Annotated in this window: 8 protein-coding genes and 1 pseudogene; all 9 read right to left on the minus strand. The window is 73.8% G+C overall.

The genetic code is table 11. From position 1 onward, the window contains the following. Positions 1-25: 25 nt before the first annotated feature. Entirely contained in the window at positions 26-2,704 is a 2,679-nt protein-coding gene (locus GQS52_RS09140) for a SpoIIE family protein phosphatase (RefSeq protein WP_182316321.1), read from the minus strand. A gap of 187 nt (positions 2,705-2,891) precedes the next feature. Then, positions 2,892-5,459: a SpoIIE family protein phosphatase gene (locus GQS52_RS09145; protein WP_259370668.1), complete on the minus strand. Its 2,568-nt coding sequence runs from the start codon at positions 5,457-5,459 to the stop codon at positions 2,892-2,894. A gap of 205 nt (positions 5,460-5,664) precedes the next feature. After that, positions 5,665-6,135, minus strand: a complete 471-nt coding sequence (locus GQS52_RS09150; RefSeq protein ID WP_182312917.1) for a (deoxy)nucleoside triphosphate pyrophosphohydrolase — start codon at positions 6,133-6,135, stop codon at positions 5,665-5,667. A gap of 65 nt (positions 6,136-6,200) precedes the next feature. Then, complete coding sequence (locus tag GQS52_RS09155) at positions 6,201-6,566, minus strand: hypothetical protein (protein ID WP_182312918.1); 366 nt, start codon at positions 6,564-6,566, stop codon at positions 6,201-6,203. After that, a complete protein-coding gene (locus GQS52_RS09160) occupies positions 6,563-6,727 on the minus strand; it encodes an SPOR domain-containing protein (protein ID WP_182312919.1) in 165 nt (54 codons plus the stop codon). The genes GQS52_RS09155 and GQS52_RS09160 overlap by 4 nt, the downstream gene beginning before the upstream one ends. 262 nt (positions 6,728-6,989) lie before the next feature. After that, positions 6,990-7,745, minus strand: coding sequence for a GntR family transcriptional regulator (locus GQS52_RS09165; RefSeq protein WP_182316322.1), 756 nt, complete (start codon positions 7,743-7,745; stop codon positions 6,990-6,992). Positions 7,746-7,873: 128 nt separating this feature from the next. Further along, entirely contained in the window at positions 7,874-8,716 is an 843-nt protein-coding gene (locus GQS52_RS09170; protein ID WP_182312920.1) for a MerR family transcriptional regulator, read from the minus strand. 200 nt (positions 8,717-8,916) lie between these two features. Next, complete coding sequence (locus tag GQS52_RS09175) at positions 8,917-10,485, minus strand: S8 family peptidase (protein ID WP_182312921.1); 1,569 nt, start codon at positions 10,483-10,485, stop codon at positions 8,917-8,919. Between the two features lie 567 nt (positions 10,486-11,052). Next, positions 11,053-12,345: pseudogene (locus tag GQS52_RS09180) on the minus strand (S8 family peptidase); the annotation flags it as partial. Positions 12,346-12,514 lie beyond the last annotated feature (169 nt).

Raw genomic sequence — 12,514 nt, forward strand, 5'->3', positions numbered from 1 at the left:
GACCGGTCTCAGGACGCGCCCGGCCTCAGAACATGCTGAGCAGCGCCTCGGCGATGTCCGTCGGGGAGGACTCCCCGTCGGGCAGGTCGAGTTCGAACCAGACGGTCTTGCCGCGCGGGGTGCGCCGGCTGCCCCAGCTCTGGCTGAGCAGGCTGACCAACTGGAGGCCGCGGCCCCCCTCGTCGGTGTCCCGGGCGCGCCGGCGCCTGGGCTGCACCAGGCCGGCGTCCCAGACCTCGCAGACCAGGGTGCGGTCGAGCAGCAGGCGCAGCCGGATCTCCCCCTCGCCGTGCCGCAGCGCGTTGGTGACCAGTTCGCTGACCAGCAGCTCGGTGGTGTCGATCAGGTCCTGCAGTCCCCACTCGGTCAGTCTGGCGCGGGCCAGTTCCCGGGCGCGGGCGACCGAGGGGGCCTGCGGCGGGAGCGTCCAGTCGCCGACGGAGTCGGCGGGCAGCCCCTGGACCCGTGCGGTGAGGAGGGCGATGTCGTCCTCGCCGTGGTTGGTGTCCAGCGCGCCCAGGACGCGGTCGCAGATGTCCTCAAGGGGGCGGGTGGGGTCGTCCAGCGCGGCGCGCAGCGTGTGCAGGCCCTTTTCCAGGGGGTGGCGGCGGGACTCCACCAGGCCGTCGGTGTAGAGGGCGAGGAGGGAGCCGTCCGCGAGCTCGACCTCGACCTCCTCGAACGGCTCGCCGCCGACGCCCAGCGGCATGCCGGGCGGCACGTCGAGCATCAGGGCGCGGTCCCCGGGCTGGAGCAGCGCGGGGGGCAGGTGGCCGGCGTTGGCGAAGGTGCAGCGCCGCGAGACCGGGTCGTAGACGGCGTAGACGCAGGTGGCGAGGTACACCTCGGTCTGGTCCGAGCCCTGCGCCTCCTTGCGGCCCCGGCGGGACTGGCCGGTGCCGCCGTCCCCCGGGGCGCCGGAGGCGGTGCCCAGGCCGCGGGCGATCTCGTCCAGGGCGGTCAGGACCTCGGCGGGCTCCATGTCGAGCAGGGCGAGGGTGCGCACGGCGGTGCGCAGCTCGCCCATCGCCACGGCGGCCCGCAGGCCGCGGCCCATGACGTCGCCGACGACCAGCGCGGTGCGGTGGCCGGGCAGTTCGATGACGTCGAACCAGTCGCCGCCGACCTCGGTGGCGGTGTTGCCGGGCAGGTAGCGGCAGGCGATGTCCAGGCCGGCCGCCTCCGGGTTGCCCGGGGGGAGCAGGCTGCGCTGGAGGATGAGGGCGCGTTCGTGCTCGCGGCGGTACAGGCGGGCGTTGTCGATGCAGACGGCGGCGCGGGCGGCCAGCTCCTCGGCGATGGAGCGGTCGCGCTCGCCGAAGGGTTCGCTGCCCTTGGCACGGGAGAACTGCACCAGTCCGAGGACGGTGTCCTTGGCCAGCAGCGGCACCACCAGCGTGGACTGCACCAGGGGGCCGAGGGCGATGCCGTCGGCGTCGCCGTCCTTGACGCCGACGGTCTGGGTCTGGGCGGTGCGCAGCGCGGTGGAGCACGGCGAGTCGAACGGGTAGTGGTGGACGGCGCCGACCCGCACCCGCTCGGCGCAGGGCTCGCCGAGGTCGGACAGCGGGCCGTCGGAGACGGAGCTGCCGAAGGCGACCCGCCGCAGGGCGACGGTGGCGTCCCCGACGCCGACCGGGGCCTCGTCGCCGCTGAGCAGCGCCTGGTACAGGTCGACCGCGGCGACGTCGCAGAAGTGCGGAACGGCCACGTCGAGGAGTTCGCGGGCGGTGGTCTCCAGGTCGAGGGAGTTGCCGAGCCGGGCCCCTGCCTCGTTGAGCAGGGCCAGGTTGCGGCGGGTGTTGGCGGCCTCGCGCTCGGCCCGCTGGCGGCCGGTGACGTCGACGGCCAGGGCCGCGACCCCGATGGCCCGGCCGCTGCCGCTGTGCAGCCGGTACAGCGAGACCGCCCAGCGGCGGCGGCCGGGCTGGGAGGCGGCGGTGCCGACGAGCTGCATGTCGAGCACCGGGGTGCCCGTCTCGAGGACCTGGCGCAGTGCGGCGGTCAGCCGGTCGGCCTCCACCCGGGGCAGGAAGTCGTGCGGGGTCATGCCCGGGTACTCGTCGACGGGCCGGGCGAAGGTGGTGGCGAACCGTTCGTTGACGCGCAGGAGCCTCTGCTGGGTGTCGAACAGGAAGAAGCCCATCGGAGATTGGCCGAAAACCGCCTGCGAGGAGGCGATGTCGGTTTCGATCCGGCGCATCGGAGCGACGTCCACGGCGAGGCAGACCGCTCCCCGGCCGCCGTCCTCGGCGGCGGAGGGCATGACGTAGATCTCGGCCAGCCCCTCCTTGCCGCGGGCGTCGCGGTAGGGCACCAGGCCGGTCCACTCGCGGCCGTCGAGGATCGAGCCGGCGCCGGAGTCCGGGCCGGAGCCGCCCGCCGGGTAGTCCGGGGCGCGGTCCCACATGTCGTCGGGCACGAACGCGGCGACCGGGTCCTTGCCGATCGCCTCGGCGGCCGGGGTGCCGAAGAACTCCTCGGCGCGCTCGCTCCACCGGTCGATACGGCCGTCCGGGCCGAGGGAGAACGAGGCCACCCGGATGTAGTCGTACAGCGACCCTGCCGGGCTGCCCACCCACACCGGCGGTCCCACGGTCTGCGCCGGGACCCGGTGCCGGGGGGCGCCCCCGTCGCCGCCGGGGACCGGGACGTCACGGTTCCCCCGGTCAGTGTGATCAGGCGCTCCCGCCCCCGCTGGCATGTCGCTCACGTGCTCCGACCCCTCCAGCTCGTACAACCCGGACCGGCTGAATGCCGAGTATTCAGCATTCCGCCCGGCCGGGACACGGTGTTGGCGATCACGACCTCATTTCGGCATGACGAAATGCACCAGCTTGTCCCAATAGCCGACCGTCCCCGTTGGATGCGGCCCGTCCGCTTACCGGGTCTCAATTACCCGGAAGGGCCAGCTCGAACCACACGACCTTGCCGAGCCGCCCCCGGCGGGTCCCCCAGCGGCGGGAGGAGTGCGAGACGAGCCGGAGGCCGCGTCCGCCCTCGTCGTCGTCGGTCACGTTACGCTCCCGCGGCGGGTCCGGCAGGGGATCCGAGACTTCGACGAGCAGCGAGGTTCCGCGGACCATCCGCACCCCGATCGGCCCGCGGGCGTGGCGCAGCGAGTTGGTGACCAGTTCGCTGACCAGCAGCACGGCCAGGTCGGCCATCGGCTCCAGCTCCCACTCCCGCAGGGCGGCCCGCACCAGGCCGCGGGCCCGGCGCACCGCGCCGGCCTCGGCGGGGAAGGTCCACGACGCGGAGCTGCCGTCGCAGGCCCCGCCGAGCCGGGCGAGCAGCACGGCCACGTCGTCCGGCTCCCGGCCCCGCACGGCCAGGTCGGACAGGATGTCGTCGCAGACGGCGTGGAGCGAGGGGCGGGGGCGCGCGAGGACGGCGCGCAACCGCTCCAGCCCCTCGGTGATGTCCTCGCCGCGGGACTCGACCAGGCCGTCGGTGTAGAGCACCAGCACGGAGCCGTCCGGCACCTCGAGGTCCACCGACTCGAACTCCACCCCGCCGACCCCCAGCGGGGCCCCGGAGGGCAGGTCCACCACCCGCGCCCCTCCCCCGGAGCCGACGAGGAACGGCGGCACGTGTCCGGCCTTGGCCATGGTGCAGCGCCGCGTCGCGGGGTCGTAGACGGCGTAGACGCAGGTGGCCATCAGGGCCTCCTCGGGGCCGGTCACGAGGTCGTCCGCGAGGTCGTTGACCTGCCGCAGCAGCCGGGCCGGGGGCAGGTCCAGGGCCGCCAGGGTGCGCACCGCGGTGCGCAGCCGGCCCATGGTGGCCGCGGCCCGCAGCCCGTGGCCCATCACGTCCCCCACCACGAACGCCACCCGTCCCCCGGCCAGGGGGATCACGTCGAACCAGTCGCCGCCGACCTCCGTGCCCGAACTGCCGGGGACGTACCGGAAGGCCACCTCGACGCCCGGCGGCTCGGGGACGTGCTGGGGCAGCAGGCTGCGCTGCAGGGTCAGGGCGCCCTCCCGCTCGCGGGCGTACAGCCGGGCGTTGTCCAGGGACGCGCCGGCCCGGGAGGCCAGCTCCGTGGCGAGCAGCAGGTCGTCGCGGTCGAAGTGCTCGCGCCCGTCGGCCCGGCCGACCACCAGCAGCCCGAGCACGGTGCCGCGGGCGCGCAGCGGGAGGACGAGGAGGGAGTGGATCCCCAGGTCGATCGCGGCCTCGGCCCCGGGGTCGCCGGGGTAGGTGGTCGCCCTGAGCCCGTCGGGGGTCTCCACCAGGCGCGGCGCGCCGTTGTTCAGGACGGTGCCGAAGACCGAGTCGTCGGCGAAGGCGATCGGCTGGCCCTCCCGCAGCATCCGGTCGATCCTGGGCCCCTCCCGGACCGACCCGGCGCCCATCTGCATCAGCGGCTCGGAGACGGTGTGCGGCTGCCGGGGCAGGTCGTCGCCGCGGACCACCGCCTTCCGCAGGAGGACCCCCGAGTAGTCGCTGAACCGGGGGACGAGGGAACGCGCCAGCACCTGGGCGATGCGGGGGACGTCGAGCAGGTCGGCGATGGCCGTGCCGACGTCGTTGAGCAGGGCGAGGCGCTGCCGCACCCGCTCGGTCCGGGCCGCGGCGTGACGCCGCTCGGTGACGTCCATGATGGTGCAGCTGATCCCCAGCACCCTGCCGGCCCGGTCCTCCAGGCGGCTGTAGGACAGCGACCGGTACCCGCCGGCGGGGCCGGGCATGGTCAGGTCGATCACCGGGCGGCCGGAGGTCAGCACGTGCCGCTGCAGCCGGGCCAGCTCCCCCGCCCCGGGCCAGCCCTCGTGCACCTCCGCGACGGTGCGCCCGAGGTGGGCCGCGACGGGCCGGCCGTTCATCCTCGCCAGGGCCTGGTTGACCCGCACGTAGCGCAGGTCGGTGTCGAGGATGGCCACGCCGAGCGGGGAGGAGTCGAAGAGCGAGTCGAGGGCGGCGAGGTCGTGCTCCAGCCGGCGCAGCCGGCCGATCTCGGCGACCGAGGCGAGGATGAACGGCCGGCCGTCGCCGTCGACCAGCATCGAGGCCAGCGCCTCGACCCTCACCAGGTGGCCGTCGCGGTGCCGCAGCGGGACCACGCCCTCCCAGCGGCCCGTGCGCAGCAGGCGGTCGAGGATGTACTCGCCCAGCTCGGGCCCGGAGCTCCAGCTCTCCCGGCCGCCCCCGGGCCCGCCTTCGCCGAGCCCCGGCTCCTCGCCCCCGGGGTCCAGCACCGTGCCGAGCAGGCGGCCGACGATGCGTTCGCCCGGCCACCCCAGGATCTCCTCCGCCGCGGGGCTCCACAGCAGGACCCGGCCGGTGGCGTCGAGCAGGACCACCGCCACCTTCAGTGCGTCCAGGAGGCTGCCCTGTCCCCCCTCGGCATCGGCCCGGCCGGCCGGCGGACGGCGCCCGTCGCCGCGGGGGGACGCGCGCGCGAAGTCGCCGCCGCGCGCACCGCCGCCCGCCACTCCGCTCACCACGTCCACTTCCCCGGTAGTCCGGACACCAGGAATATCTTCGCCTCTTCGGCCAATAGCCCGCATACCCATCCGAAAGCGGCCCTACCCCGCGGACCGTGCGCGTCGCGGCGGGCGGAGGAAGGGGAACGCCCCGGCCAGGACACCGGGAGGGGCGGGAACGCGGGAGGGGCGGGAACGCGAGGGCCGGAGCCGGGGGCGCCGAGTCCGGGAGTCAGCCGGTGGGCCGGGCCAGGCGCCGGGCGATCTCGGCGACCGCCGGGCGGTCCGGCTCCAGCCAGTCCACCTCGCCGAACCGGTCCGCGGTCAGCCAGCGCAGCTCGTCGTGGTCCTCCAGCGGGGCCGGTTCACCGGCCAGCAGCCGGGCGGTCCACACGTGCAGGACGAGCCCCGGGGCCAGCGGCCAGGCTCCGGGGAGCCGCTCCACGGCCTCGGTCTCCACGCCGAGCTCCTCGCGCAGCTCGCGCACCAGCGCCTGCCCGTCGCTCTCCCCCGGCTCGACCTTGCCGCCGGGCAGTTCCCAGCGCCCGGCCAGGTGCGCCGGCGCGCTGCGGCGCGCGGCCAGCAGCCGCCCGCCGTCGATCACCGCCCCGGCGACGACGGTCCGGATCCGCGGGGCCTCGGAGGGACGGGCGGCCGGGTCGGCGGCCGTGCGGGCCGCTCCGGGGGTGTCGGAGGCACTCATGCGCGGCAGCCTAGTGCCGCCGTCGGAGGCGTCAGTGAGCCGGAGGCGTCAGTGAGCCGGAGGCGTCAGTGAGCGGCGCGGGCGGCACGGGCGGCGCGCTGCGCGGAGCACCACTCGCGGGCGAGGGCCCTCGCTCCCAGGAAAAGCAGGACGTTCAGCACGCCCCCGACGAAGGCGTACCCGAAATCCACGAGGAACTGCACTGCGGGGTCCGGCATGCGCAGGACGTGCAGGAGGGGGGCGACCACGTGGAAGAGGAGGGCCGGCGTGAACAGCGACATGGGCAGGGTCGCGGTGAGGCACAGGTAGAACATGGTCTCGTGGTCGAACACGTCGAGGGCGTTCATCACCCCGATCACGGCCACGGCCGCGAGGTAGCAGATGCCCGGCTTCCCGAGCACGGCCGCCAGCCCGTTCCGTCCCCGGCTCATGCCGGGGTCTCGATGCGCTGCACCAGGTACACCTGCCGGTGCCCCCTGGCCTCGAGCCGGTCGGCGACGCCCTGCGCCTCCTCGCGGGTGGCGTAGCGGCCGACGCGGTAGCGGTTGCCGTTGTCGTCCTGGCGGACGACGACCCAGAGCAGTTCGGTCACCGTGCGTCCTCCGCGGTCCGGTCGGTACGGGCGCTGTTCCTGCGGCCCGCCGGGCCTCCGGGCCGCAGCACGCCGGGCTCGGCCGTGTCGGAGGAGACGGGGATCCGCATATGCCAGAGCCTACTGGGCGCCCCCGGTTCGAACACATGCGCTTTTCACAGTTTCCGCCACTCGATACCACCCATATGGCCGAGAGTTGACGGTGGTTCGGGAAACGGCCGGGCCGTCCGGCCGGCCGCGGAGGGCCCCGGCCGGTCCCCGGTCAGCGCACCGGAAGGTGGTAGGCGATCCGGTACCGGTCGGCGGGGACCACCACGTCGGCCGTCTCCACCGGCCGGCCGGAGGCGAAGTAGGTCCGCGAGACCACCATGACGACGTGGCCGGGCACCCCGCCGAGCAGCGAGGTCTCGACGGCCAGTCCCGGACGCGCCGAGACCTCCTCGGTGACGTTGTCGACGACCACCCCGATCGCGGCCATCCTCTCCACCACCCCGCGGCCGCCCAGCGGCCCCTCCTCGGGCAGCAGCACGGGGCTGCGGCCGGTCACCTCCAGCGGCTCCCAGGAGGTGGAGAGCATCATCGGCTCCCCCTCGGTCCGGTACAGGTAGCGGGTGCGCATCACCCGCCCCCCTTCCGGGATCCGCAGCCGAGCGGCGATCCGGGCGGGGGCGGGCTCCTGGCCGGACTCGGCCTCCCAGGTGCCCTTGCAGTCCTCGTCGGCCTGCTCCTGGCGGAACGGGCTCGCCTCCCCCTCCCGCGGGCGGTAGCCCGAGCGCGCCAGCCTCCGGGGCTCGGGGCGCTCCCGCACGTAGGTGCCGGAGCCGGAGCGTCCTTCGACCAGCCCCTCGGCCATGAGCACCTTGCGCGCCTCCAGCGCGACGGTGTCGGACACCCCGTACTCCTGGCGGATGCGGGCCTGGGAGGGCAGGCGGCTGTGCGGGGCGATCGCGCCGCTGAGGATCTTCCTCCGAAGGTCGTCCGCAACGCGCAAGTACGCGGGCTGCTCGCCGAACGCCACGTGATCCTCCATCAGGTTGACCGAATGCGACAGCTTGGCAACCCGGAGTTGCGGTCGGCAAGCCGACCGGAGGCATTCACGCTGCGTGACACCGCCCGGACGGGAGGGGGAGGAACCGGGCGTGCGGTTCAGTCGACGGGAAAGGCCACGTCGCAGACCTCGTCGGCCGGGCCGGCCCCGTCCCAGTCGGCGAAGTAGACCTCCCGGCCGGCCCCGGTACAGGTCCGGCCCCTGGCCGCGGCCCACTGCACGACCGCGTCGTAGGCGGACAGGATCTGCGGGAACTCCACCTGCGCCTTCGTCAGCCTGACGTACGCCTCCCGGTGCGCCGGCTCGCGCCGCACCGCCGCGTCCCCCTCGACGTCGTCGCCCGCCGCGACCGGCAGGCAGATCTCCACCGGCCCGTCGCCGTCCTCGTTGACCTCCCCGTGGTAGACGACGAACACCGGCCCCGCCGGCCCCCCGTACGCCTGCGCGGCCCCGCACAGCCGCTTCGTCGCCGCGCCGATCCACCCGGGCAGTTCCTCCACCCGCACGTGCCGCTGCTCGGTGAGCACCACCTGCTCGGGCACCTCCCGCTCCCGCACCTCGTCCATCCTCGCGTTCCCTTCTTCTCCGGACAGTCGGCCACGGAGGTGCGCGGCCGGCTCCCGCTGGGCCGCCACGCGGCGCTCGACGGCCTCCCAGTGGGCCGCGACGAGTTCGGCGCCCGCCGGCCCGGGGACCGCCAGGACCTTCGCGACCTCCGCCAGCGGCATGTCCGGCCGCCGCAGCAGCACCACTGTCCGGGCAGTCGCCAACTGGCTCTCCCGGTAACGGCGGTAGCCGCTGACCGGGTCGACGCGGGCGGGTCTGAGGAGCCCCTGCCGGTCGTACAGCCGCAGCGCCTTCATCGACAGCCGCGCGCGGCGGGCGAAGACCCCTATGGACATCAGCGGGTCGTCCGGCCCCTCTTCCCGCTCCCTGCTCATGCGCACATCCTCCGCGCCGGGCGCTCTCGCCCGGCACTCCGTACGTTCGGGTCTGCCCCAGGGGGAGGGTCAAGAGGGGCGGGGGGCGGGCGGCAGCACGACGGCCGGCCGCCCTGCGGACAGGGCGGCCGGCCGGTTGTTGCGAGGAGCACCCGGTGGGGTCCGGACCGGATCAGGGCCGGGTGCGGGGAGGGCCCGGATCAGAACTGCAGGGACCAGGAGTCGATGTAGCCCGTGTCGTAGGTGTAGGCGTCGTAGACCCGCAGCTTCCAGGTGCCGTTGGCCACCTCGGAGGAGGCGTTCACCGTGTAGGTGGTGATCACGTTGTCGGCGCTGCCGCCGGTGCCGGTGCTCTTCATCCGGTAGGCGGTGCCGTCGGGGGCGACCAGGTCGATCTGCAGGTCACCGCTGTAGGTGTGCTTGATGTCGACACCGACCTGCAGGGCGGACGGCGCGTTGCCGGAGACGCCGGTCACGGTGATCGGGGACTCGACGGTGCCCCTGTCCACGATGTTGTAGTTGGCCGTGTTCTCGAAGCGGGGGCCGGCCGGCGGGGTGGTGCCGCCGCTGCCGACGTTGAGGAGCTTGTTCGGCGATCCGGTGCCCGGGCTGGTGACGACGTTGGAGACGGCGTTGTTGACCAGGGCGGTGCTCACCTGGGCCGGGGTGGCGGAGGTGTTGTCGGCCAGGTACAGGGCGGCGGCGCCGGCCACGTGCGGGGTGGCCATCGAGGTGCCGGAGATGGTGTTGGTGGCCGTGTCCGAGGTGTTCCAGGTGGAGGTGATGGACGAGCCGGGGGCGAAGATGTCCAGGATCGAGCCGTAGTTGGAGAAGCTGGAGCGGGCGTCGCTGCTGGTCGTGGAGCCGACCGTGATCGCCTCGGCCACCCGGGCCGGGGAGTAGTTGGAGGCGTTGGCGTTGTCGTTGCCCGCGGCCACCGCGTAGGTGACGCCGGAGGCTATGGAGTTGCGCACCGCGTCGTCCAGGGCGGTGCTGGCGCCGCCACCGAGGCTCATGTTGGCCACGGCCGGCTTCTGGGCGTTGGCGGTCACCCAGTCGATGCCCTTGATGACGCCGGCGGTGGTGCCGGAGCCGTTGTTGTCCAGCACGCGCACGCCGACGATCTTGGCCTTCTTGGCCACGCCGTAGGCGTTGCCGGCGATGGTGCCGGCGACGTGGGTGCCGTGGCCGTTGCCGTCCTGGGCGACGTTGTCGTTGTCGACCGCGTCGTAGCCGTTGAAGGCGCGGCCGCCGAAGTCGGAGTGCGAGATGCGCACGCCGGTGTCGATGACGTACGCGGTCACGCCCTGGCCCGCGGAGTCGGGGTAGGTGTAGGAGCCGTTGAGCGGCAGGGCGGCCTGGTCGAGGCGGTCCAGGCCCCAGGTGGCGCCGGTCTGGGTGCCGACCGCGTGGACGACCTCGTTCTGGACGACGCTCTTCACGGCGGGGTCGGCCGCGAACTTCTTCGCCTCGGCCTCGGTCATGGTGACCGCGTAGCCGTTCAGCGCTTCCTTGTAGGTGTGCTCGACGTCGGCGCCGAATCTCTTCGCCAGGCTCTTGCCGGCGCTGGACCCGGCGTCGGGCGCCTCCTCCTCGAGGACCACGATGTAGCTGTTCTTGATCGCCTCGGCGGCGCCGGCGTTCTCGATCTTCCCCTCCGCGGGGGCCGCGAACGCGGGGAGCGCCGTGCCGGCGCCGAGGGCGAGGACGACGCCGGTTGCTGCCATGACGCCGGCGAGACGCCGCTGTGACGAGCGCTTGACTGCCATTCGGGGGTTCCTCCTGCAGAGGTGGTGCACGGATGTGGGGACCCGCCTCCGCCCGGGGGTGCCGGGCAGGGACGCACACGGCGGCGCCGCGCGACGGGACCGGGGGCGGTTCCCGACGCGTGAACGTACAGGCCATTTATTTCATGCGCATGACAAATACTTCCGTCGTGCGCCATGCTGATTCCTTGCGACCGCCAGCGAAAGATTGACGGACGAACAGGTGTCGCACAAGAGGTCGCGGTGTTCTTTTTCGGTTCACCGCGTTCCGGTGATCGGGCGGAACGGGGGAAACAAACAACCACCGGTTCTGCTCTTTGACCCTCCCGACCTGGCACTCCGTGGCATCCGCCGTACGCACCGGCCGCCGCAGGAAGATCCGGAGAAAGCCCCGCGAAAAGGGTTTCCCCCAACTCGCCCCCGGCCAACCCTTTTCCCGGGGCCGAGGGTTTTCCCTTTCTTTCCGGAAACCGCCGGATCCGCCGGCCGCCGGCCCCGGCCGCTTCCCCGGGTCCGCCGCTGTCCGGACATGTCCCCTGCGGCAGAGGGGAGTTCTCAGCCGCCGCAGGGAACGTACAGCAGCTTGTCCGGCGAGCCGGCACCCGGGTTGGTGACGACGCCGGAAGTGGCGTTCGCCACCAGGGCGTTGCGCACCTGCGAGGGGGTGGCGGCGGGATTGTCCGCCAGGTACAGGGCCGCGGCGCCGGCCACGTGCGGAGCGGCCACGGACGTACCGGAGAGGGTGTTGACGGCCGTGTCGGACGTTCCCCAGACGGAGGTGATGGAGGACCCCGGGGCGAAGATGTCCAGTCCCGGGCCGTAGTTGGAGAAGCTCGCGCGGGCGTCGTTGGCGGTGGCGGCGCCGACCGTGATCGCCTCGGCCACCCGGGCCGGGGACGACGAAGAGGTGTCGGTGGCCGAACTGCCCGCAGCCACCGCGTAGGTGACGCCGGAGGCTATGGAGTTGCGCACCGCGGCGTCCAGGGCGGTGCTGGCGGCGCCACCCACACTCATGTTGGCCACGGCCGGCTTGACGGCGTTCGCGGTCACCCAGTCGACGCCCGCTATCACCCCGGAGAGGGTGCCGGAGCCGTTGTCGCCCAGCACCCGCACACCGACGATCCTGGCCTTCTTCGCCACGCCGTGGAGGGTGCTCGCCACGATCCCCGCGACGTGGGTGCCGTGGCCGTTGCCGTCCTGGGCGACGTTGTCGCCGTCGACCGCGTCGTAGCCGTTGTACGCACGGCCGCCGAAGCCGCTGTGCGAGACGCGCACGCCGGTGTCGATGACGTACGCGGTCACCCCCTGGCCCGCGGAGGCCGGGTAGGTGTACTTGCGGTCCAGCGGCAGATTGCGCTGGTCGATGCGGTCCAGGCCCCACGAGGGCGGGTCGTACTGGGTCGTGCACGCCAGGGCCCCGGGCGCATCCGCGCCCCCTCCTCCCTCCGCCCTGCCGTCCCCCGCCCCACCCGCCGCCGGGCTGCCGAGGGCGTGGACGACGCGGTCCTGGACAACAGCCTCCACGGCGGGGTCGGCGGCGAACCTCTTCGCCGCGGCCTCGGTCATGGCGACCTCGTAGCCGTTCAGCGCCGCCGTGTAGGTCCGGCGGACGTCGGCGCCGAACCTCTCGGCGAGGCTCCTGCCCCTGCTCGACCCCGCGCGCGGCGCGCTCTCCTTGAGGACGACGATGTAGCGGCCCTCGACCGCCTCGGCGGCGTCGGCGTTCTCAATCACCCCCTCGGCCGGGGCCGGGACCGGAGCCGCGGCCACCGGGGGGTGCACCCCCGCTCCGAAGGCGAGGGCGAGGGCGAGGGCCGCCGGGACCCCGGCGCGGTGCCGCCTGGACGGACGCTTCACTGCCATGCGAGGACTCCTCCTGCGAAGGTGGTGCGCGAAGGGGACACGTACGCGGGCGCGGCGGCGGGAGGCGGGGGCGCGAGCCCGTCCACCACACCGAACGGACAGTATGTCGCTTACATGACAAGTGTCGTCAACGGTACGCGCACAACATGGGTTTTCTCAGCCGCCGCCG

Origin of the sequence: Streptomyces sp. SCUT-3 (assembly GCF_014083985.1) — a bacterium.
Classification (GTDB): Bacteria; Actinomycetota; Actinomycetes; order Streptomycetales; family Streptomycetaceae; genus Streptomyces_H; species Streptomyces_H thermolineatus.